This window comes from Lysinibacillus sp. 2017 (assembly GCF_003073375.1).
Taxonomy (GTDB): domain Bacteria; phylum Bacillota; class Bacilli; order Bacillales_A; family Planococcaceae; genus Solibacillus.
The window spans coordinates 2,370,170-2,394,532 of record NZ_CP029002.1; the positions used below are offsets into that span (position 1 = coordinate 2,370,170).

21 protein-coding genes and 1 pseudogene are annotated in these 24,363 nt (G+C 35.4%); 2 read left to right on the forward strand and 20 right to left on the reverse strand.

Annotated elements, in window-relative coordinates; genetic code table 11:
- Positions 1 to 174 precede the first annotated feature (174 nt).
- Positions 175 to 2,127: a lipoteichoic acid synthase gene (locus DCE79_RS11525; protein WP_108713189.1), complete on the reverse strand. Its 1,953-nt coding sequence runs from the start codon at positions 2,125 to 2,127 to the stop codon at positions 175 to 177.
- Between the two features lie 279 nt (positions 2,128 to 2,406).
- On the opposite strand from DCE79_RS11525, the gene DCE79_RS11530 reads away from it, so the two are divergent.
- Both DCE79_RS11530 and DCE79_RS11535 read left to right on the forward strand, forming a co-directional pair.
- Positions 2,407 to 3,291, forward strand: a complete 885-nt coding sequence (locus tag DCE79_RS11530; RefSeq protein ID WP_108713190.1) for a patatin-like phospholipase family protein — start codon at positions 2,407 to 2,409, stop codon at positions 3,289 to 3,291.
- A 150-nt stretch (positions 3,292 to 3,441) separates the two neighbouring features.
- Positions 3,442 to 3,576 (forward strand): YjcZ family sporulation protein, encoded by a 135-nt coding sequence (locus tag DCE79_RS11535; protein ID WP_108713191.1) that lies wholly within the window; start codon positions 3,442 to 3,444, stop codon positions 3,574 to 3,576.
- A 160-nt stretch (positions 3,577 to 3,736) separates the two neighbouring features.
- On the opposite strand, the gene DCE79_RS11540 is transcribed toward DCE79_RS11535, so the two are convergent.
- The 19 genes and pseudogenes from DCE79_RS11540 to DCE79_RS11625 form a co-directional block, all read right to left on the reverse strand.
- Positions 3,737 to 4,876 carry a zinc-dependent alcohol dehydrogenase gene (locus DCE79_RS11540; RefSeq protein ID WP_108713192.1) on the reverse strand — a complete coding sequence of 380 codons (1,140 nt, stop codon included), beginning with the start codon at positions 4,874 to 4,876 and terminating at the stop codon, positions 3,737 to 3,739.
- A 260-nt stretch (positions 4,877 to 5,136) separates the two neighbouring features.
- Positions 5,137 to 7,140, reverse strand: coding sequence for an FtsX-like permease family protein (locus tag DCE79_RS11545; protein ID WP_108713193.1), 2,004 nt, complete (start codon positions 7,138 to 7,140; stop codon positions 5,137 to 5,139).
- On the reverse strand, positions 7,130 to 7,897 hold the full coding sequence (locus DCE79_RS11550; RefSeq protein ID WP_108713194.1) for an ABC transporter ATP-binding protein: 768 nt from the start codon (positions 7,895 to 7,897) through the stop codon (positions 7,130 to 7,132). The genes DCE79_RS11545 and DCE79_RS11550 overlap by 11 nt, the downstream gene beginning before the upstream one ends.
- A 19-nt stretch (positions 7,898 to 7,916) precedes the next feature.
- Positions 7,917 to 8,393, reverse strand: a complete 477-nt coding sequence (locus DCE79_RS11555) for a hypothetical protein (RefSeq protein ID WP_234417257.1) — start codon at positions 8,391 to 8,393, stop codon at positions 7,917 to 7,919.
- A gap of 265 nt (positions 8,394 to 8,658) precedes the next feature.
- Positions 8,659 to 9,090, reverse strand: coding sequence for a hypothetical protein (locus tag DCE79_RS11560; RefSeq protein ID WP_234417258.1), 432 nt, complete (start codon positions 9,088 to 9,090; stop codon positions 8,659 to 8,661).
- 277 nt (positions 9,091 to 9,367) lie between these two features.
- Positions 9,368 to 10,381 carry a sensor histidine kinase gene (locus DCE79_RS11565; protein ID WP_108713195.1) on the reverse strand — a complete coding sequence of 338 codons (1,014 nt, stop codon included), beginning with the start codon at positions 10,379 to 10,381 and terminating at the stop codon, positions 9,368 to 9,370.
- Positions 10,378 to 11,046, reverse strand: a complete 669-nt coding sequence (locus DCE79_RS11570; protein ID WP_108713196.1) for a response regulator transcription factor — start codon at positions 11,044 to 11,046, stop codon at positions 10,378 to 10,380. Before DCE79_RS11570 ends, DCE79_RS11565 begins: the two co-directional genes overlap by 4 nt.
- A gap of 322 nt (positions 11,047 to 11,368) precedes the next feature.
- Complete coding sequence (locus DCE79_RS11575; protein WP_108713197.1) at positions 11,369 to 12,265, reverse strand: hypothetical protein; 897 nt, start codon at positions 12,263 to 12,265, stop codon at positions 11,369 to 11,371.
- A complete protein-coding gene (locus DCE79_RS11580; RefSeq protein ID WP_108713198.1) occupies positions 12,258 to 12,734 on the reverse strand; it encodes an RNA polymerase sigma factor in 477 nt (158 codons plus the stop codon). Before DCE79_RS11580 ends, DCE79_RS11575 begins: the two co-directional genes overlap by 8 nt.
- Before the next feature lie 127 nt (positions 12,735 to 12,861).
- Positions 12,862 to 14,322: a ribosomal protection-like ABC-F family protein gene (abc-f, locus tag DCE79_RS11585; RefSeq protein ID WP_108713199.1), complete on the reverse strand. Its 1,461-nt coding sequence runs from the start codon at positions 14,320 to 14,322 to the stop codon at positions 12,862 to 12,864.
- Positions 14,323 to 14,676: 354 nt separating this feature from the next.
- A complete protein-coding gene (locus DCE79_RS11590) occupies positions 14,677 to 15,468 on the reverse strand; it encodes an alpha/beta fold hydrolase (RefSeq protein ID WP_108713200.1) in 792 nt (263 codons plus the stop codon).
- Complete coding sequence (locus tag DCE79_RS18525; protein ID WP_159083101.1) at positions 15,461 to 15,646, reverse strand: hypothetical protein; 186 nt, start codon at positions 15,644 to 15,646, stop codon at positions 15,461 to 15,463. The genes DCE79_RS11590 and DCE79_RS18525 overlap by 8 nt, the downstream gene beginning before the upstream one ends.
- Positions 15,643 to 16,539, reverse strand: coding sequence for a GNAT family N-acetyltransferase (locus DCE79_RS11595; RefSeq protein WP_108713201.1), 897 nt, complete (start codon positions 16,537 to 16,539; stop codon positions 15,643 to 15,645). Before DCE79_RS11595 ends, DCE79_RS18525 begins: the two co-directional genes overlap by 4 nt.
- Before the next feature lie 136 nt (positions 16,540 to 16,675).
- Positions 16,676 to 17,149 (reverse strand): annotated as a pseudogene (locus DCE79_RS11600) (methyl-accepting chemotaxis protein); the annotation flags it as partial.
- A 186-nt stretch (positions 17,150 to 17,335) separates the two neighbouring features.
- A complete protein-coding gene (locus DCE79_RS11605) occupies positions 17,336 to 18,682 on the reverse strand; it encodes a sodium-dependent transporter (protein ID WP_108713202.1) in 1,347 nt (448 codons plus the stop codon).
- Positions 18,683 to 19,076: 394 nt separating this feature from the next.
- A complete protein-coding gene (locus DCE79_RS11610; protein ID WP_108713203.1) occupies positions 19,077 to 19,265 on the reverse strand; it encodes a hypothetical protein in 189 nt (62 codons plus the stop codon).
- Positions 19,266 to 19,365: 100 nt separating this feature from the next.
- Entirely contained in the window at positions 19,366 to 20,427 is a 1,062-nt protein-coding gene (locus tag DCE79_RS11615; protein WP_108713204.1) for a DUF4085 family protein, read from the reverse strand.
- Positions 20,428 to 20,516: 89 nt separating this feature from the next.
- Positions 20,517 to 21,458 carry an oxygen-dependent tRNA uridine(34) hydroxylase TrhO gene (locus DCE79_RS11620; RefSeq protein WP_108713205.1) on the reverse strand — a complete coding sequence of 314 codons (942 nt, stop codon included), beginning with the start codon at positions 21,456 to 21,458 and terminating at the stop codon, positions 20,517 to 20,519.
- Between the two features lie 276 nt (positions 21,459 to 21,734).
- The gene (locus tag DCE79_RS11625) at positions 21,735 to 24,302 is read right to left on the reverse strand and encodes a vitamin B12-dependent ribonucleotide reductase (RefSeq protein WP_108713206.1); all 2,568 of its coding nucleotides are present in this window, start codon (positions 24,300 to 24,302) and stop codon (positions 21,735 to 21,737) included.
- Positions 24,303 to 24,363 lie beyond the last annotated feature (61 nt).

A 24,363-nucleotide genomic window follows, 5' to 3' on the forward strand; every position in this document is an offset into this window, starting at 1 on the left:
ATTCGAAAAATGAAATCGAAAATCTTCACTACTTGTTCTTTATTTCTCAATCCGCGCAAAGTACATCAGCATAAAAAAAGCAGTTCAAGATGAAGGTAAGTTATCAATAAGCAATTGGCTCAAACACTCTTTGATATCAAACACATCTTCTTGAACTGCCATTAAATTTAAAAATTATTCAGATTCAACAGTTGCATCATTATTGTAATTGTATTGTGAAGGATCCACTGGTGTAAATCCTGTTGGCGTATAGAATCTCAATAAATCACCATTCACTACTTTATCGGAAAATTTTAATTTCTCATCCACTTTATTTTTGATTGCATTTGCCAAATCTAATTGACTATCATCTAATAGCAAACCAGTTTGATTATCGTAAAATTTTTCATTAATTGAATAAATCGTAGGGCTAACAAAATCGCCATTTCTAAATGGAACAATTTCACTATGCTCTTGTGATAGTAGATCTGAACCAAATTGAATAAAGTTTTGCGTATTGACTCCTAATAAATGTAACACTGTTGGTAGGACATCCGTTTGACCACCATAAGTATCTTTTGTTCCGCCTTGCATTCCTGGAACATGGATTAATAATGGCACACGTTGTAAATTAGCACTTTCAAATGGTGTAATTTCTTTTCCAATAATTTGTTCCATCGCATTATTATGATTTTCAGAAATACCATAATGGTCACCATAAAGAACAATCATCGTATTATCATATAAACCTAATTCTTTTAATTGATTGACAAACTGTTCGATTGCTTCATCGGCATAACGTGCAGTTTGGAAGTAATTATCAACAGACGCATCGCCAGTCTGAGCTTTTTCAATTGTTACTAAATCTTGATCCATTTTATACGGATAGTGATTCCCTACCGTAATAAATTTCGTATAAAACGGTTGTGGTAATGCTTGTAAAAGATTTGTTGATTGTTCAAAGAATGGTTTATCTAACAAGCCATATTCAGCCATGTCCTCTGGAGAGCTTGTGTCATAGAAACTTGCATCATAAAATCTATCATATCCGAATGATTTATAAATAACATTTCGATTCCAAAAGCTTCCGTTATTCCCATGGAAGACTGCTGATGTATAGCCATGATCTTTTAAAATACTAGGTGCTGCTTGGTACGTATTTTGTGCTTTTGTAATATAAGCCGATCCTTGTGGTAACCCAAATAATGAATTTTCCAACATAAACCCTGCATCTGATGTTTTACCTTGAGCTGTTTGATGGAAGAAATTATTAAAGTACAATGTATTATCATCTTTCGCTAGTGAATTTAAAAATGGTGTCACTTCTTCACCGTTTAATTTATAGTCAAAAATAAAGTTTTGGAATGACTCTAAATGTAAATAGATAACGTTCATTCCTTTTGCTGCGCCAAAATATTGTGCATTTGGTTCGGCATAGTTGGATTTTGTATAGTTGATTACTTCTGTAATATCACTACTATCCGCTAAAGCACGTTCTGATGATGCTTCTATTGTTTTAACTGAATCATAAATCACATAGTTATACATACCTAAATATTTCACAATATAAGTTCTGTCAAAACCGCGACTTAATAATTGCGGACGATCCGCTTCAGCTAATTGTAAATTTGTGATTAATACGATAAATGCCATCGCAATAATGGCAATTGCTTTTTTGAATCCAATACGATTTGTTTCTTTTTGAATTTTACGAGAGAATCGTAAGTAAAACATGACAATTACATCTAAGAAGAACAAAATATCATATGGTTTTAGTAATGAAACGATACTTCCACCTATATCCCCAAAGTTCTGTGTTTGGAAAATGGTTGGCAACGTAATGAAATCACTAAAGAATCGGTAATAAACCGCATTCGAATATAAAAGGATCGACATAAGCGTATATAAGATGACTAACGCCGAATATTTTCTCTTCCCTTTAAATAAAAATGAACATGCTAAAAATAGCATGATTGAACCTAGAGGACTTAGTATTAAAAGGAATTGTTGAAGAGATCCTTCTACACCTAAGTCAAATTGTGCTGATTGAGTTACGTATGTTTTTACCCATAACATCAAAACAGCTACTGAATATATCCATAAGAAGTTGTTTGCTCGTTCAGATTTTTTACTAAATAAATTTTTCATTTTGCACCTACTTTATTTACTTCTATTAAATTGAGATTTTACTGTCGAATAGCATATCAAATAAATATTAATTTATATTATTTTTCGCAACCAAAATATACTACTTCTGATTGAGACTTCTGTCAAGATAAGTGTACTAATGTTCGACAATTCATATAGTTTCTACTATTAAGTCATACATTGGCAAGGAAGAAATGGAAGATAGGAACCCTTAAATTTTTAGTTCTAAACGCATTCTTTTAATCTTACAGTGTAAAAAAGAATTAAAGGGGAAAACAAATGGAGGTTGACGGGGTATTCTCTGGCGGGGGCATTAAAGGATTTGCTTACGTAGGAGCATTACAGATGTTAGAGCAACGCGGGATACAATTTAAGCGCGTAGCTGGCACGAGTGCTGGCGCGATTTTAGCAGCCTTTATTGCTGCGGGCTTTAATGCACAAGAGCTTGAAGACATTTTTGATGAACTTAACTTGAAAGTATTACTGGATCCACCGAAAATATGTATCGGTATGCCCTTTTTAAAATGGGTCAATTTATATATGCGATTTGGGATGTATCGCGGAAAGTCGTTAGAAAAATGGTTCCTTCAAAAATTATCGACAAAAGGCATCTATTCATTTGGTGATTTACCAAACGGTGCATTAAAGCTCGTTGCTTCTGATTTAACGAATGGTAGAATTCTAGTACTACCAGACGATTTACATCAATACGGAATTGATGGCAATTCATTCCCAGTTTCTCGCGCGTTACGTATGAGTTGCGGACTTCCTTTTTTCTTTGAGCCCGTTTATTTAAATGATGGCCAAAAGGAATGTGTTATTGTGGATGGTGGTGTATTGAGCAATTTTCCACTCTGGATTTATGATAACGGATTCAAAATAAGGCCTGTTATTGGGATAAAGCTAAGTAGTGCTAGTGATGAAATGGAACCGCATAAAATTAATAATGCGATTCAACTATTTGAAGCCCTCTTTTCAACGATGAAAAATGCACACGACAATCGATATATCGGACGAAGGCATGAGAGGAACATCATTTTTATTCCAGTCGAAATGTATAGTGCCACCCAATTTGATATGGGGGATGAAGAGAAGCAAAAATTAATAGGTATTGGCAAAGAACGGGCTCTTCATTTTTTAAAAACCTGGTCCCCGATTTGGTAATATCCATTTAGATGAGCGAATAGCGCAAAGAATTATCATTCCGATTTTTAATAACTTTTCAATAATAAAAAATTTTCTATTACAAACATCCATACGTATTAATATTTCTTACATATTCTGAACTAATCCTAAATAAAAGAGGTGATTTATATGGGTTCAGTTGGGTATGATAACGGCGGCGGCGGTAGTGGAGGATACGGCCAAGGTTTAAGTTTTACTCTTTTAGTTGTCCTTTTCATTCTGCTAGTTATTGTTGGAGCTTCTTTCCTTAATACCGGTTACTAGTATATATTTTAAAAATATGTATGTAACTATTATATAAAAATTTCTTTACCTATACAGCAATCTAAAAAGAGTAGCCGTTTTATTGGCTACTCTTTTATATTTGGATACATCATGAAAAAGATTTACGGGGAGATTCTCGCACTGATAATGCACTATTGTATTATGGTTTTAGGATAAACTTAATGCTTTGGTCTTCATGATCATGAAACATACGGTATGCTTCACTTGCCTCTGATAGTGGCATTTTATGTGTAATAATCTCTGTTGGGTCAATTTTCCCTTGGGCAACCATATCATAAAGCATCTTACTGTAATGAATAGCAGGAGCTTGTCCCATTTTTAATGTCACGTTGCGCTCAAACATATTGCCAAGGGGGAACATATTGTACATGGCCCCGTAAACACCTGTTAGTTGAATGATCCCAAACTTCCTTACTGCCTTAATGCCAACTTGAATAGCACTTAATGTTCCGCCCTGTAGCTTCAGCTTCTGCTGCGCCTTCTCAAGCAGTGACATTTTACCGTCCATCCCTACACAGTCTATAACAACATCTGCACCGCCTCGCGTAATTTCATGTAGATGTCCGCCAATGTCATCAAAATCATCAAAATTGAATATTTCTACATTATTTGTACGCTTTGCATGTTCTAATCGATAAGAAAGTGGATCTACGACTAGCACGCGACTTGCACCTTTCATCCATGCAAATTTCTGTACCATTAATCCAACGGGCCCCGATCCTATTACAATAACAGTATCACCCTTTTTGACACCAGCATGCTCCACACTCCAATAAGCAGTCGGCAACACATCCGAAATAAATAGCAATGCTTCATCTTCTAGCTCACAGGACTCTGGTACTTTAAACGGGATAAAATTCCCATATGGTACACGCATATATTCAGCCTGGCCCCCTGGAAAATTACCGTAGCGCTCCGTATAACCAAAATAAGCACCCGAATCAATTTCTGGATTATCGTTTGAATTATCACACTGACTTTCCATTTTATTTTGGCAGTAAAAGCATTCCCCGCAAGACACATTAAAAGGAATAACAACGCGGTCACCTTTTTTCACCTTCGTTACCTCAGGACCAACCTCTACCACAATACCCATCGGTTCATGCCCGATGACAAAGTCTTCTTTTGTCGGAATGGATCCACGGAAAATATGAAGATCCGAACCGCAAATAGCAGTAGATGTAATGCGGACAATAATATCATCTGGTTTTTCAATTTTTGCATCTGGGACTTCCTTTACTTGCACATCTTTTGCACCTTGATATGTTACTGCTTTCAAACAGTTCCCTCCTGCTGGATAAGTATTAGTAAATAACTTCAATAAAGTCATTCTTTTAGTTATTTACCCACTTACCTAAAAAATATACTTCACACTAAAAATGGGGCTGTCAAGGAAGATGTAAATTTCCAGAAAAATCATTACTTGAGTATTAATTATCCGCTTAAGGCGGTACTCCTTCGGTGGTCAGAATAAATTCTCACCATCCTCATCGCAAAGGGGCTGTCCCGAAATATTTCCAGGACAGCCCCTTTGCAAAACTAATTACTATTTTTAACTATATTCTTAATGCCGATATACGTTGCGTAAAAGTAGCCGCCATATATTATTGCAAGGAATAAAACACTAACTATTATACTTTGGTAGCTAAAATTAAATAATTCCCTAACGGCACTTATTCCAATGATTGAATGAAGAATCGCTAGACTTAACGGTGCCATAAAATAGATGAAGGTTTGGCTCAATATGGCTTTGTTAATTAATTTTTCAGTGACACCAATTTTCTTTAGAGACTTATATCGTTCCAAGCTATCACTTGCATCAGATAACTGTTGCAATGCCAAAACGGCCGCGCTCGTGATGATAAATATAAGACCTAAAAATAGACCGAGAAATACAATTAATGCTGTTGCACCATTCTTTCTATCTTGTACTTGGTCCCAGGTACGCCCATAAACCGAAGCCGAAGAGACGTCTTTATATTGCTTTGTTTCAAGTTTGTTGAATAGCTTGATGAATTTCTCGTCCGACTTGTCGGAATATTTATCTTCGTATTTTACATTAACGCCTGAAACCTCTAGTTGTAGACCTCCAGCGAAGTTATCAGGAATAATCAGATAAAAGAATTGATTGAGAACAGCAATATTTATAGTTTCCTCTATAGGAGATTCATTTTTGATGGTATAGGTGTTACCCTCTATATGAATAATCTTTTCCCTTCCTGTATCGTTTGAAAAAACCTGATCTGTCCCCTCGGAGTTAGTTACAACCAAAACCTCATTTCCCTTTAAATCAATAGCCTCCTGTCCCTTAAGTTTTATCATTGCATTATAATCCGATATTTTTATGGCAGATATCGGATAGTCATAAAATACACTTCCCTTTAATTCGATTCGCTCCTGCTCAGTTAAATACTTTGATAACATGTTTTCAGGCGTAACATTCAGTTTATATTCACCATAAAAAGCATGCTTCTCATAAGGTTCAAATTTAAAGTTAATTCTATTTAAAAATTCTTCGATATCATTGTCCTTAGGATCTTCCCTTTCATTATGAACAAACACCACTGCTGAAGCATCAAAAGTTTTATCACTTCTATCAATACTCCCTTTTAAATCAAACGCCGTAAATAACAGTGAAATCGTTAAAAAAAGCATTAGACAGATAACAGTCATAGACAGGAAATTCGTATTGATTTTGTTATTGATTTGTCTTATTACAAAAATGTTTATATCTTTTAAATAGATTTTTTTGTTCTTTTGCACAACATGGATAAAGAAACTAGAGAGACTGAAAAAGAAAAACAGTGTTCCAACCACGCCTAGTATGACAGTGATTAACAACTCATTAACTTCAGCATTTATACCGCTCTTTAGAATCCTACTATAAGCAGTTACTAATAACCCTACAGATATCAGAAATATAAGGATTGATATAAAAGAATTTTTTAACTTAACTTTTTCATTTCTCTTTGCTGCATTTAACATATCAATCAATTTGTATTTTGAAATTGTGACCTGATTGAAGCCCATTACTAAAAGATAAATGATGCCAAAGTAAATGACCGTTTTAATCATTGCACCAAATGAAATAATGAACTTAAATTTCTTCAAATCAAAGCCTAGAATATTGGCCGTAATGACTGACATTCCTTGTGAAACGATTATCCCGAGCCCAAGTCCAACCACAAGGGATATCACACCGATAAAAAGGGTCTCAAAAAGCAATATTTTAGAGATTGTACCTTTTGGCATGCCTAATGTCATGTAGATACCTAATTCTTTTTTTCGCTTTTTTATTAAAAAATTATTGGCATAAATGATGAGCCCACCAAGAACCATTGATACAAATACAGATGTTCCAGCCATCAGTTTATTTAATGTTAAAATAACATTGGGATCTTTATTCATTTCTAAAATTGAATTTTGCGCTTCAATTGAATTGAAACTGTAAAATATACATACGCCTAAGGTCAATGTGAGGAAATATATGGTGTAATCCTTAAAGCTTCTTTTGACATTGTTGATTGCTATTTTAAAGAACATGGCCTACATCGCCTCCAAGTAAAGTAACCACTTCAATTATTTTATTGAAGAATTCCTTTCTCGTATCATCGCCACGTATTAGTTCAGTAAAAATCTTACCATCTTTTATAAACAAAATTCTATGAGCATAACTTGCTGTAAAGGAGTCATGAGTAACCATGAGGATCGTCGAATGAAATTCTTTATTCAACTTTTCAAATGAGTCCAATAGTAATCTTGAAGATTTTGAATCCAAGGCGCCCGTAGGTTCATCTGCTAAAATAAGAGAGGGCTCCGTAACCAAAGCCCTTGCACATGCTACTCTTTGCTTTTGCCCCCCAGACAATTGAAACGGGAACTTGCTAAGTATCTCGGTAATTCCGAGTTTTTTCGCAACATCTTTAATCAGGTTATCTATTTCAGTTATTTCCCTCTTTTGTATCGTTAGAGCTAAAGCAATATTTTCATAAGCAGTCAGTGTATCAAGAAGGTTGAAATCTTGGAATATAAAGCCGAGTTCATCACGTCTAAATGCTTCTAGAGCTTTTTTCTTAAGAGCCGTAATATCTTTGTTATTTATAATAATCTTGCCAGTTGTAACGTTATCAATCGTTGAAATACAATTCAAGATAGTAGTCTTACCGCTACCTGAAGGACCCATTATGCCTACAAATTCTCCCTCACTTACCTCAAAGCTTATATTATCAATAGCTTTTGTAATATTGCCCTTATTTCCATAATATTTTTCAATTTTATCGACGTTTAATATCGTGTGCATTGTTTGCTACCTCCACTTTCTACTTTATTACATCAAATTCGGCCCTTGTTTGCATAAAGTCTGAACCTTCTACATAAATAGTGACACCGTAATGTCCTTCTTCAAGACCTTCAGGGGCTGGTAACTTAGCAGTGAAATAGCCCTCTTTGTTAAGCGCAACATTTTTCTCAACATGAATTCTGTTCTTTCTATCTATTTCTCCTTTATACCATACAATCTCTGCTTTTTTAATCCAAAATTGGTTCCCCTTTGCAGTAAAATAAACCGTATCCTCTGGAGTGAACATAGTCATTCCTACAGGCATTCCCTTGTCACTGAGATCTTTTGACACAACACCATTTAAGATTTTTCGTTCAGTAACGTATCCATACAGATTGGTAGTACCCACTGACAAAATGACAATTCCTACCAACAATAGTACTACCCTTTTCCAATTGAACCATTTAATAAAATTCCTTACCAATGTCACTACTTTTTCCATCCCTAACGATTTCATCTCAATTCCCCCCATGTATTATTTGTACTCATTTTATCAGTGGGAAAGGTGATGACCTATTGGTTTACATTTTATTAATGTTACATTTTTGCAAGGATATAAAGAAATGCACAAGCGCCCTCGCTAAGCCCCACGGATTAAAAAAACGGATTTACAGCTAATACATACATTAGCCATAAATCCGTCATTAAGATATATTACCGCATTAAGTTAATACTACCTAAGGGGGGAGTAATACTAACCTTTGTTCCTTCCCCAACACCTTCTACTTTTTCACATCAAACTCGTCTTTTGTTTCCATAATTTCTTTCCCATCTACATAAATAGTAACACCGTAATGACCTTCTTCAAGACCTTCTGGTACGGATAGCTTCGCAGAAAAATACCCAGCTTTATTAACCTTCACTTTTTCCTCAACGTAAATTCTATTCGCTGTAGCGATTTCATCTTTGTACCAAACGACCTCTGCATTTTTGATCCAGAATCTGTTTCTCTTAGCAGAAAAATAAATCTCATCCTCTGGCGAAAACTCGGCCGTTACTTCTACAGGATTTCCTTTATCATCGACATTTTTTGACACAACACCATCTACTATTTTTGGTTCAGTAACGTATTCATAAACAAAGTAAACGCCTACTAATATAACAATGATCCCAACTACCTTTATTAATATTTTTTTCAGATCTAGTTGCTCCACTCTAATTCCTCCCACTGTATTATTTGTTTTCATTTTATCAGTGGGAAAGGTGATGACATATTAGTTTATATTTTATTAACGTTACATTTTTGCAAGGTTATAAAGAAAAGCGCAAGCACCCTCGCTAAGCCCCGAAAGAAGCTGGAGTTTCCGAGGGGCTAGGTAGCTGAAGCTAAACATTATTCCAACTTAAAATTTTATATTTTCTTTATTCTAAAATAAATGACGGATTTACAGCCAATAAGACACAGCCATAAATCCGTCATTTTAATATGAATTAGTTCATTAAGTTAACACTACCTAAGGGGAAAGTAATACTAACCTTTGTTCCTTCTCCCACTTTAGAGGTTAACGTAAGCCCTAGACCAAGCTGCTCTGCAAGTTTTTTGCACAAGTAAAGCCCTATGCCAGTGGACCCGCCAAACTTTCGTCCATTTTCTCCAGTAAATCCTTTTTCAAAAACTCTATTTATATCCTTATCTATAATACCTATGCCATTATCCGCTATGGTAAGTACGATATTGTTTTCATTTCTAATCGTATGAATAGTTACTTTTCCATCACGTTCCCTAGTGTATTTAATCGCATTTCCAATGAGTTGATTTACTATAAATTCCAGCCACTTCGCATCACTGTACGCCATTCCTTCTACTGCTTCTATATCGACTGTAATCCCTTTGCTAATAAAGTCTCTCGAATTTCTCTTGATAACTTGTCTAACCAGATCGGCTAAAGAGACCTCTTTAATAAGATAATCCTTACCGACATGATTACTTCTTGAATAATATAGAACCTGTTCTATATAGGCTTCAATTTTTTTTATTTCATCTTGAATATTTCGAGTAATGGCGTTTTGGTTGTTTTCGATTATTAACCTTGTTGATGCAATGGGCGTTTTGATCTCATGCACCCAGGTTTCGATATATTCCCTATACTCATTTTCTCGATTTCTATAGCTCTTTACATGCTCATGCATATCCTTATTTGTCTGTCGCAATATATCAAATAAAAGCTTACCTTCTATATTTTCAGGTTCTTTCATAATTTCAGACAATAGATACTTTTGATCTAAACTGTCCATTATACTGTTTAACTCGTTATAAAACATTTTCTGTTTAAAAAACTCTAGCATGATATACGTAAGGATGGGGAAAAACCAAATACAGAAAACCAGGAGAATGATGTTGCTGCTTATATTCGTTATTAACATAATACCGCAAATGATGATGAATACTATAAAATTGATGAGCAAGAATAACGTTCTATCTTTTAAATACTCTTTTAGCGTCATGGAAGTATATACCCTAATCCACGTCTAGTTTCTACATTATCCTTCATCCCTAATCCTTCAAGTTTCTTTCTAAGCCTCGTGACATTAACAGATAAGTTATTATCATCTACAAAAACATCGGCATTCCACATAAAGTCCATTAAATCATCTCTTGAAACGATTTTCCCTTTACTTTTAATCAAGCAAGAAAGTATTTTTAATTCATTTTTCGTTAATTCCGCAGTCTGGTCGTTATACGTAACCGACCCATTTAATAAATTTAACTTTAGGTCATTATACGCAATGGTATCCTGATTAGTCACTCCATTAACTCTTCTTAATATACTTTCAATTCTTGCTAGAAGAATTTGAGTATTATAGGGTTTTGTTATAAAATCATCCGCCCCTAAATTCATACTCATGAGTTCGTCCATTTCGTTATCCCTACTCGTCACTACAATTATAGGTACAGCAGATTCTTTTCTTATTTCTCTGCAAATATAGTATCCATCCGTTATAGGTAGGTTAATGTCTAAAAGAATTAGATTCGGCTTTTCCTTTAGCGTATCATGAATTATATTTTCAAAATTCGTTAGCGCAACAGCCTCATACCCATATCTGATTAAAAAGGTTTTCAGTTCCTCTCTTATCTTTTCCGTATCTTCTATAATAATTATTTTTGACAAAGATTCACGCCCCTTTCTTATAAATCTGGTAATGTTAAATTTATCTTTATTTTGAATACCAGTTTTTAAAATAGCAAGAAAAAAGCAAAAATTTAACTACTAATGATTTTACCATATAAAAAAGCTTCTATCTTTTTCACACGATTTTAAACAGTTTGGTCAATTCTCCCTTTGATAACTTTAGGAAGACTACTAGTTCCTTCTAAATATTTCCTTAAAGAGAGCCTCGTTGGTTCACTATTCTCACCAACACCAATAATGAATATTCACAATTAACAAGTCACTACCATTACATTTGAAAGACATATAGCTAAGATAATTCTTAAAGCCACGATATAAATGTGACATACATAACGCCCGTTTGAAACGCCATATTACAAAGTAAAGATAACTTGCGCCAGTTGTTGTTGCCATTTTTGTTTTCAAGCCATACATTAATTAAAAACGACACAAATAATAAAAGCACCACAACTAAAAAATGTAATAATTCTACGCTAAAAAAGAGTGCCCCTACCAAAATAATTACTAAGATGACACTTACTGTTTGCCAATAGGTTGAATGTGCGCCATCTTTACCGTACTCAAGTGTAGTTTGTTTGATTTTCTTTTGAATGAAGGTTTGCAGTAAGCCAATAACAATACAGAACGCTAAAATAGCAAAAAGTGAAGAAGAATTGTCATTCCAGTTATACATCATTAAAAAATTCGCATAAAAATAGTAGTCTTTAGGTAGCTCAAAATACTGTTGCTGATTTACATCATAAAACGTCCATTTCCCGCTAAATTGAATTTCTTGCCAGCGTTCGATTGAACCATCACTGTAAAGAATTTTCAACGATTGTTCGATTTCACGAGTTCCTTGCGGCTGATCAATTGGCACTAAATAGTCGATTAACCGTTCCATTTTTTCAATAGATTCGCTATCTGTTTTCACATTAACTCCTAGTTGCCAGCGAGAATTCGGTTCCCCATCACCAGCAAATGATAAAGTCTTTACCATTTGCCTTTCATCTTTTGATTGTACAAGCTGTTTATCCTGTACCGGCATAGAGACTAAGAGGAAGAAAATGATGCACGCGATGCCAAACGCAACGGCAGGAATTTGCCAATGAAATACTTTTTGATTAACGCGTTGCTCAATCCGATCAAAATCTTGCTCTCTTTTTGCTATGTCGATTTCAATGTCCCGCAATGCTATAAATGGCTCTTTTTCATTCATTCGTTTCCCCTCCTAACAATTCATGTAATGCTTTTAACCCGCGCACGGTATTATTTTTTACTTTCGTTTCATTCCACCTCAATATTTCAGCTGTCTCCTTCACCGAGTAATCCTCGATATAACGCAGCACAACTACTTCACGGTAATTCCATTTAATTTTTTGGAGCGCAGCATAAAGCTTCTGTACCTCATCATTTCGAACAATAATTTCCTCAGGCAATTTCATATTAGCGATTGGTTCTGTCTTTAACTGAAAAAACGAAATCAATTTTTTCCTACGATAATGGTCATACACAAGATTTCGTGCAATTTTTAATAAATAGGTACGTTCATGCTCGATATAATTTTTTTGATAAAATCGGTAAAAGGTTTCTTGCAATAAATCATGTGTCAACTCTGCATCATTCGTTAAATAGCGTATGTATTTATAAACAGCCTCATAATGGGCATCAAAAACTTGGTGTCGCACACTTTCCCCTCCTTAACGTTAAAGACGAATGACTTTCAATTTAGAATCACCTTTCCCTAAAATCAAGCCCAATCGAAAGAAACAATCTCATTTGGGCTTGATTCTATCAGTTGTTCTTTGATTCTATTTAATAAGGAATAATTTCTATCGTTTTTGTCGCAATCTTTGAAAGAAATGTTTGATCATGTTCAACAAATAAAAGGGTAGGTTTATAAGCAAGAACCATCGTTTCAATTTGCTTGTGGTTAAACACGTCCAAATAATTTAACGGCTCGTCCCATATAAACATTTCTGCGGATGTTCCTAATGATTTGGCAAATTCGACCTTCTTCTGTTGCCCATTACTCATATATTCAATTGGAACATTAAACACATCACGTTCAAACCCTAGAATACGGAGATTATTTAAAAATAGCGTGTAATCAAGTTGATTTTCAACAGCAAAATCTTTTAATAACCCCGTATTGTCATTGTGAATTTGGCGAATATTACTTTTCGTCAATCCATGTGGAAGTATAACCTCACCGCTAATTGACCCAGAAAAACTTTGATCGATCAAGTATTTTAATAGCGAAGATTTACCGCTTCCATTCGGTCCAACAAGTGCGACTTGTTCACCTTGATAGAGTTCAAATGTAATCGGTTGAAAGAGTGGCTTTTCACCGTAACTTAATGAAAAATCTTTCACTCTAAGTACAGGATTACGATGACTGAATAGACAATTGATTGTTAATGAGCTGACAGATTCAATATTGTGAAGTAGCTTTGTCTTTTCTTCAATTTTGAAGTTCATACGTTTTTCAATTACTTTCGATCGTTTCATCATCCGCTTAGCCTGTGCATTTCCAAAGGGGTCATTGCCTGATAGTTTTTCCTTTTTGATGGCCCAATCAGACTTTTCCCTTGCTGTTTGCTTAAGCCGATCAATTTCTGATTTCAATAGTTTATTTTGTTCTAATTCATACTGATCCTGATGTTCCTTTTGTTGCTCGTAAGTAGAAAAATCACCTTTAAAAATCGTTAATTGGCTTTTTTCAATAGCCAAAATGTGATCGACAACTTCATCGACAAAAGTGCGGTCATGGCTTACTACAATGAAGCCCTTTTTCTTTTTCAAATAGTTAATGACAATAGTTCTTGCCTGAATATCTAAATGATTCGTTGGCTCATCAAGAAGGGGGTAGCGAGATTCTTCACAAAAAAGTGCTGCTAGCAACACTTTGGTTTGCTCACCTCCAGATAATTGTTCAAATGGTTGCCATAAAATCGCTTTATCTAATTGCAGGTATTGGCATTCTCTCTCTAGTTTCCATAATTCAACTGGCATTACTTCATCAATCGCATAGTATGTTAAGCTTTCCTTATTTACAATCGTTTGCGGGAAGTAAACAAACTCCACATCACAAAGTATTTCACCTTCATAAGGGTACTTTTTCATCAGTAAGTCTAATAGCGTAGTTTTTCCACGTCCATTTCTTCCAATTAAACCAAGACGCCATTTTGTATCTATATTTAAATCTACATTTTGAAATATCGGTTCATCCAGCGCATCAAATCCGAAATTCATATTTTTAATCTCTATCGGCATACTATTGCCACCTCCAACTTTATTGATTACTTAGGGAATTGGAGATGATTTTTGTTTCATATTGCATACAATCATTCCAATCATTTGGTTTGAATGCATACGCATAGACAAATAAAAAACCTCCTGAAAAAGCTTCAGAAGGATTAGAATTCATTATCAAATAAGCCAAGAAAACGGCATGATAAAGGTAATAAGTGGGCAGACTAATCCTATTTTATGTGAAAATGCATATACATTTTACGTGTAAAATAGAATTATTTAATCATTGTCCCATCATCATCCCTTCAAATATATTACAATTATTATATCATTAGAAATTGAATTTTCAATTATTTATTTTTTGAAAGTAAGAGGTTATTCAACTCTATTAAAAGCTTGATACGCTTCCTTTAAAAATTCGGATACCGCTTTTGTATTTGTTAAGGGCAGGTAATGCTGTCCATTCTTTATTTTCGTTACTGTTGCCTGCTCATATCTTTTACTAAATAATCGTGATTTTTCAACTGATAGTTCATCCGCTGAAGCTTCAGCAATGAGTAAATGTATCGGCAGTGTTGTTTTCTTTAAACAATAATCCACGGTCGAAATCTCTTTTGAAAGGGCATTATACGCAACCTCATTGCAATGGTGCGCATAAAATTCACCTTGCTCGATATAGTTATTGAGGGTATATGATTCAAAATTAGCATAAGCCTCTTCTTCTAAATGTGGCATTGCATATGTGAGTTCTCGGACTGCCACCCTTATATCTTCAAAATCTTCAATATTTGAAGGCAATTCTACATCTTCATGGTCTTCATTTCGTTCATCAAGAAAATAATGTCCTCCATCTAATAATGTAAGTGACTGTACAGATTGCGGATAAACGGCCGCAAATGCTTGAATAACCCAAGCGCCTAAGGAATTTCCCACAAAATGCGCCTGATTAATATGTAGTAATTCCATCGTTTGCTTCATAAATTCGCAAAAACTAGGAATGGAATAATCGTTTAACTGCTGCTTATTATTTCCTGGTAAATCAAATACAAGCCAACGATAGTCATTCATTTCATTTGCTAAAGGCTGAAACATTTCTTTTCTTTCACCTAGTGCTGGGATGGCAATAATAACTTTGTCGCTTTCTTTATCCCCATAAAATTTATACATCTATAAGCCACTCGCTTTCTAAAAATTTTTTAAGGATAGCTTCAGATGACAGATTTCCATTGTAAGTAACATGCCAACTTAAATATATTCCGACTGCAACACATTCATTCAGTAAAATTAAGAAGTTTTCTCCTCTCAAATACGGGTTGGTCAAATAATCCCAAAGTTGTTTTTTCACTTTCCATTAGTGTGATGGTCTTTGTTCCATTCAAAGCTCCATAAAATGGCTTTCTTTTGAAATCCCGCTTTCAAATAAACATAATTAGCACGATCGTTTGTATGATTTACTGTTAATGTAATTCCTTTTACCTCTTCATATGAAAAGATATCTGTTAATACTTCTCTTAATAATGTCGTGCCTAACCCTAACCCTCTATATTCGGATGCAATCGCAATATACTCCAAATGGGCAGTCTGTTCACCCAAGTCTATTTCATAATAGACATAGCCCTGTGTAACGCCATCTGATGACTTTAGTAACTTAAGTTTATTGGTATTGCTACGTTTGATTTTTTGTAAAATGGTAGCTGCATTATAATAGGTTTTTGGAAAGGCTTCTGTATGGATATGTGTAAACTCTGCAAAATCTTGCTCTTCATATGATTTGCTTAAAATAGTAGTTACAGGTTCAAAAGTATCTCGGATAATTTCTAAATACAAATGTTCACCCGTCTTTTGCGTTTGAAGTTCGTTCATGAATTGCTGTTGAAGAATGTTATGTTCATTGATGAAAAATTGGAATTGCGTAACCTCTGGAAATTGCTCCATTAGAAATCCCCATAATTGATGCTGTCGCTCTAAATCTTCATTTATCGAAAAAGGGCCCCAAACTTCAGCGCAATCTTCATCGATATCTAAGCCAATGATTGCTTGTAGTGTCTGCTCTAAGAAGCATGCAACTACTGTCGTTTCTGAATTATGTATGAAATCTTCTTTAAGCGCTTTTAGAATGTCGTCTTTTTCTGTGCCACAATAGCCAATATGATGTGTTTCTTTCGAATTTAAATTGGCAATAAACTGAGCCGCTTCATCTAGCTCTGAAATTGATAATTTGTTAAATGAATAGTTCATCTTTAACCTCCATCAAATTATTTACTATTATTGTAAAACAAAAAAGAGCTTACATACAGATTTTTCAATATGAAAAATCGAATGCAAGCCTTTTCGTTTGGGTTGGTACGTCTCCAATATCCCAATATAAACTAACTTATAAATCTATAGAAGTCGTTAACGCTCTCAATTCTTCTTGCAACTGCTTCATGTCATTTGTAGCAGAAGTTATCGATTTCACCATTTCATTTTCTTCATAAATCGATGAAGCAATTTCTTCAGTAGTTGCCGCATTTTCTTCAGAGATATGTGCTAAACTTTCCATTTGCGTCATCACATTTTCAACCATATCATTTGTTTCAATGATTGTTGTCATGTTCGTTGATAATTTTTTTTGGATTTCATTGAACGATAGCTTAATATCATCAAAAGCTGTTTTAATTTCTTCTAAGGTCTCAACACCTGACACAACCGCTTCTTTCCCTTCATGCGATTGGGATTGGGCGATTTTTGCGCGATCTAATAATTGCTGTGTGACCGCCGTAATATCCGTTGCAATGACCGCACTTTGTTCTGCAAGTTTCTTTACTTCGTTAGCTACAACAGCAAAACCTTTACCATTCTCCCCTGCACGTGCTGCCTCATTTTTTTACATTTTTATAGGACTATTATATTTATATATTAAACACATTTAGGTCTAATTAACTCACAAAAACTAAAATACTACAAAAAACTCAACATTATTAATAAAAAAACATCCCTAATTTATAAATTAGAGATGTACGCGAGTCAATATTCGATTTTCTTTTACGGTATTTTAATATTGGAATACTAAATAACCTAACACAATGACTATGACAGTGGGGACAACAAATGTCATTAAAAAGCGGTACGTTTTATAAAAGCCTTCGCCCAATTTACTGCCTTCAAGTAATTCTTTTCTCACGATCTTCTTGTCCATCACATGCATAACAAAAATCGCAATTAGTAAATTTCCAACTGGTAGTAGAATATTCGAGACAATAAAATCAGTAAAATTAAAAATGCTACGCCCAAAAATCTCCACTTCCGATAAGCTACTATAAGAAAGCGTTGACGGAATTGATGCCATAAAAATGAGTATCCCAATTAACGTCGCGATTTTGCCGCGTGAAATTGACCATTTTTCAATGACAGCTGCAACAATAATTTCGTACAAACTAAAGGCCGATGTTAACGTTGCGAATAAAAATAATAATAAAAACAGTGCTAAAAATAGTTCACCAAATGGCATTTGTGAAAACGCTGCTGGTAGTACCATAAATAATAATGGTGGTCCACTTGTGACTTCCATATCAAACGCAAAAACAACTGGGAATATTGCTAAGCCCGCTAAAAACGATACAAAGATGCTTAAGCCTACAACTGAACCCGCAGAATTCGGTAAGCTGACCTCTTTCTTTAAATACGAGCTATATGTAACTAAACATGAAAAACCAACCGCCAAAGCAAAAAACGATTGCCCTAATGCATATAAAATCGATTCCCCTGTGATACTCGAAAAGTCAGGATATAAGAAAAACTTAATGCCTTCCATTGCACCATCTAAAGTGACCGCGCGAATAACTAAAACAAAGAACATAATAAATAACAGCGGCATCATAAACTTATTTGCTTTTTCAATGCCATTTTGAACACCCAGTGCGATAACAACTATATTCGCAATTGTGAATAATGCTAAACCCAGTAAAGCAATCCACGGTGTCCCTGTAACTTGATCAAAAAACGCACCTGCGCCCACAGTAGGTTCAATGACTTTTCCCACAACGGAAACGCCGCTATAAACAAAAATCCATCCACCAACTACACTGTAAAACGATAATAATAAAAAGCAACCGATAATGCCTAGCTTACCAATCCAAGCCCACGCCTTAGTGTTCGGTGCTAATACTTTATAAGCAGTTACTGCCTCTTTTTGTGAACCTCGTCCGATAATATATTCCGATAACAACATTGGTAAACCAATGATAACTGTTAAAATTACAAAAATTAAAAAGAATGCGCCGCCACCACTTTGCCCGGCTACATATGGCATTTTCCAAATCGCACCTAATCCGATTGCTGCACCTGCAGACGCCAATACGAATCCTAACTTACTTGACCACTGTCCTTTACTCTTCTCCATCTACTCTCACTCCGCTCTATCTACTTGCCTGTAGTACTACTTTTCATAAATATCAAGGACTCTAGCAAAACAGGAAACTTGCTCTTAGGCTAAATCTTTCACTTCTACCTAGCCACCTGTTCCATATGTGTCGAATTCTATCCACGAATTTAATAATGATAACATATTTTTTATGAGGCGTTTTAATAATTAACTTTTCGAATAACCATCTACTTAATAATCATTATTTTCGCAAAGTTATTGCTTCTCTCGCTACTAACTTAATGGTAAATTGAATCTACCTATTTTGTCAAAGTATTCAAAAACTAAACATTAAAAAAGCCTGAACAATAATTGATTGTCCAGGCCTTAAAGTTATAAGTTATTCAATTAATTAACTAACTAACTAACTAAATTAAACACCCATTTTACGACGCGTGTTGCTTGTTTTTTTCGCTTGTTGGCTTTTCATTTTTTTCGTTGATGTATCGCCTTTTAAATTACCTTTACCAGCACCTGCATTATTCTTTTTCGCTTCAAGTTGTTGCTTAACTAAGTCTTGTAGGCTCATTTTCTTTTTTTCTGTTTGATTTTGTTCTGTCATGTTTGTTTCCTCCTTACATAAATCGCTGTTACTTAAGTATAAACCACTTTTTACGAATTTGAAAATGAAAACGGTAAATTTCCCTTTAGATTACGGGACTTTACTTTAACCATCGATTTTTTACGTCCGAATCTAAGGAACCAAGCTTATCAAAGTGACTCGCGGTAATTTCCATTAACATTTCTTCATGTTCTTCCACTTCAATGACACGCAGCACACGGTTGACGATTGTGGCGACTGCTTCACCATGCTCAAACATCGTATTAAACGCTCGAACTCGTAAGGATTTATCACTACTTAGCGCAGCTTGTTCTAATTCACTAACTGACACCATCTCACTAAAGTAAGCGTACGGATCTTCATAGGTATCGCAGTAAATACGCTCAATTGCTTGCTCCACTGTGTCGCCAAGAAAAATAGCGCCTGCATATATCCCATTATTCCGTTGTTCCAGTTCGCTTATACGAATTTCAACAAATTGAAATTGTTCCACGATATAATAGTGCAGTTTTGAATTGAGTGCTGACTTAAATTGATTCCACTCTGAATAGTGCTCTCTTTCATTAAAAGCATTTGGACGAAATAAATACTTAGCTGTGACATCTTTGAAAAAAATCGTCCATTGTAAATAAGGGGACCCAGAAAGCACACGCAATCCAAAACCTGTAGCTGTTTCAATCAGTTCATCATAAACATAGTTGTAATCTAATATGCCACTATCCTTCGCATCTATAAATGTCAGCTCAATCATAGACTTTGGCGTAAAACCTCCACGCATATCAAGTAAAACTTTTACATTGTCACCTATTCGCTCCACTCTTAAAATGTCACCGTCATGAAGTGTTTCGCGAAATACTTGATTACCCGATTCACTCAGCTTTCCGATGATTTGCTGCCTACGATTAATTGCGCCTGTACGCATGTCTTCATAATCAGCCATTACTTGCTCACACCACAGCATGTAGTGGTTATAGCTTATTTTATTTTTATAGATGGTTTCATTTAAAATTGCCTCATGAAATTGGGTTGGTATGTATGAAAGCTGCTGTTTTAATGCCGCTAATTGAATTGCAACATATTCTGGATCTGGTTCTTCTTCTGAAAAATATAAAATATATGCTGTATCCACTTTGTTTTGGGTGTCGATTGATAAATCAAACATTCATTCCCCCCCTTTAACCTATTACAAGTATACTATAAAGCAAAAAGCCTCCTACATTTTGTAAGAGACTTCCTGTACTTTATGAATGATTATGCTTCTAATAATTGAATTGCTTGCGCTACTTGTTCTTCCGTTAAGTTATGACGCACAATATAACGGTTCCGTTCATGCTTTGTACAGTCCATTGTACAACCACCTAAGTGTTTTGCTTCGTTTTCCTCTGATGCAATGATTTGTGCATTACATTCAGGGTTGGCGCAATTAATATAACGTTCACAAGGTGTTCCATCATAGTGGTCACGACCAACTACAACATGTTCTACTTGGTTAATCGGCACGGTTAAACGCTCATCAAACACGTACATTTGCCCGTCCCATAATTGACCTTTCGCTACAGGGTCCTTGCCGTAAGTCGCAACACCACCGTGCAATTGACCTACATCGCCAAATCCTTCACGCTTCATCCAGCCTGAGAATTTTTCGCAGCGAATTCCGCCTGTACAATACGTTAACACATTTTTCCCTTCGAAAAGCTCTTTATTCTCACGTACCCATTCTGGTGTATCGCGGAAGTTTTTTACTTCAGGTCGAATCGCACCACGGAAATGGCCGACATCATATTCATATGTGTTACGTACATCTAAAACAACTGTATTTTCATCTTGCATTTCTTCTAGGAATTGTTCAGGTGATAAATGACGCCCTGTTAATTCATGTGGGTTCACGTCTTCTTCTAAACCCAAATTCACTAGTTCTGGACGAGGACGTACATGCATTTTTTTAAACGTATGCCCTTCTACTACATCTATTTTAAATACGATTCCATCAAATAACGGATCCGCTTTCATCATAGTCATATACTGTTCTGTTTGCTCTACAGTTCCAGAAACCGTACCGTTAATACCTTCTGTCGCAACTAAGATACGACCTTTTAAACCAATTTCTTTACACGCTTGTAAGTGCACTTCAGAAAATGCCGCTGGGTCTTCGATTGTTGTGTAATGATAATATAATAATACTTGATAATTCATGTTTTCCACCTATCATTCAATATATTTGCAGGATATACCTGATAGTTTAAAACTACTTTACAATAATAATGGATTTACTGGCGATTTCCTATCAGTAATTAGGCTGATATTTTTTTCTAAACTATATGACTAACTATGTGCTGAATTGCCAAATTTCCTAACTTTTATTTAGAAACATTTTAACGAAAACATTGTATAACAGAAAAATCCCCCTTCAAACCATTCCGATTTAAAGGGAGATCAATTCAAAGCTATAAAAAGTTCATGATCTTTATCTTATAATCCACATTTCAGCTGTGCACCACAGTTTGTACATGTATTGCAGCCACCCATTTCCTCTACCGTACCTTGACGGCAAACTGGGCATGTATTACCTACTTCTGAGCCGATTGTTACGTCTGTATCTGTTAATGGTTTAATCGTATCCACTAATACTACTTGACGCTTTATTTCGACTTCTGATTGTTTTAATTCTTCAAATTCTAATTGGTTATCTACACTTGATTCTTCGGCTTTTAACGTTAATACTTGTGTATCACGAGAACCATCTACGTAAACAGTACCACCTTTAGCGCCACCATTGTATAAACGCTCGTACACTTTTTGTACTTGCTCTACACCGTAGCCCTTTGGTGCGTTTACAGTTTTCGAAATCGATGAATCAATCCAGTTTTGGATGATACATTGTACATCCGCATGAGCTTCCGCAGAAAGTTCCATTGAAGATTTGAACCAGTTTGGTAAGTTTGCTTCATCTACACCTGGATTTTTATCTAAATATTCTTTTACGATTTCTGCCTTCACTTCAATGAACTTCCCTAAACGACCTGAACGGTAGTAAGTAAAGCTGAAGTAAGGTTCAAGTCCTGTCGCTACACCTACCATTGTACCTGTACTTCCTGTTGGTGCAACTGTTAATAAGTGTGAGTTACGAATACCGCTAGCAATAACGCCTTCACGAATATGCTGAGGCATTTTCTTCATGAAGCCTGTATTAATAAATGCTTCACGTAAACGAGCTGTTTCCGCATCTGTTTCACCTTGTAAGAATGGGAAGCTTCCGCGCTCTGTAGCTAACTCGATTGATTGTTCATAAGCTGCAATCGCAATTGTTTTAAAGATTTCATCAACAAGTTTGTTGCCATCTTCTGAACCGTATTCTTTTTCACAGTAAATAAGTAAATCAGCAAGACCCATAACACCAAGACCAACTCGACGTTCACCAAGAGCTTGTTTTTTGTTATCTTCTAAGAAGTAAGGTGTTGCATCGATTACGTTGTCTTGCATGCGTACGCCAACTTGAACCGTTTTACGTAAGGCATCAAAATCAACTGTTTTTGTTTCTTTATTAGCAAACTGCGCTAAGTTTACCGCAGCTAAGTTACATACTGAGTATGGTGCTAGTGGTTGTTCTCCACATGGATTGGTTGCTACAACTTGTTGACCATATGCTTTCGCATTTGTCATGTCGTTGGCGTTATCGATGAAGAAAATACCTGGCTCTGCAGCATATGTTGCACAAATATTAATTAAATTCCAAAGCTCTTTTGCTTTAATTGTACGGTATGTGCGCACTGGATAACCAAGCTTTTCCCATTCACGAACGTCGCCTACTTCATGCCATTTTTCGTTGTAGTCTTTCATTTGCTCTGGTGTGTAGTTTGCTACATCTGGGAAACGTAATGGGAATTCACCATCTGTTTCAACAGCATCCATGAACTCTTTCGTTAATGTAACCGAAATATTCGCACCCGTTAAGAAATCTGGATTGTGTACAGAGAACGTACCACCATCACGAAGTTTTGTTTCAGCATCGCGGATAATAGCTTCGTTAAAGCCCCCGAAACCTTCAATGTTTTTGAAGTTTAAGATACCTTGATACATTGCGTCTTCTTGTGATGTTAACGCTTTGAATTTTAGCTTTTCTTTCGCCATACGGATGATTGTTTCATCTTCTGTATTTTCCATTAAGTAGCGTAAAATACGTGGATTTTGCATTTTAGAAATGATGAACTCCACGATATCTGGATGCCAATCCGCTAACATGATCATTTGAGCACCACGACGTGATCCACCTTGTTCAACAAGATGTGTTAACTTCGCAATATCATCTAACCAACTTACCGAACCAGATGATTTACCATTTACCCCACGTGCCAACGTGTTACGTGGACGAAGTGTTGAACCATTCGTACCAACACCACCACCGCGACTCATAATTTCCATTACTTGCTTACGGTGATCACTAATGCCTTCACGAGAATCCGCAACAAATGGCATAACGTAGCAGTTAAAGAATGTTACTTCGGTTTCAGAGCCAGCACCATAAATTACACGACCTGCAGGAATAAAGTTAAGTGCTACTAATTGTTCATAAAACTTTTCAAACCATTCTTTGCGCTTTTCTTCTGTTTTTTCAACAGCAGCTAAGCCCGTCGCATTACGTTTGGCAATTTGCTCATAATAAATTTCTAAAGGTTTTTCGATTATATCTAAAGAGCGTTCGACAACACCTGTTGTTTGCTCGTCCCCATCTAATACATGTCGGTAATCTTCTTCAATTAAAATCGATGCCGTTTTTTTATCTAGATTAATCGATTGAATAATCCCTAATCCACGTGCAGGGAATTTTGGATCTTGTTTTACGGTTAATACAACAAAATCTCCTACTTTTAATGTTTTCTTTTCCGTATCTTTAAAAGAATAACGGTCAATCATAACCAGACGAGACACACCTCTATGGGTAATATGCATATCCGATGTAATCGGATGTACTTGAGGAAACTGCTCGATATCTTGATTTAACTGATTGACTTGGATGGTTTCTTCTATAACACTTGCCACCACATAAGCCCCCTTTGAACGATTTAATAATTTATAAGTTCCCAACAAAAACGAGAATCAA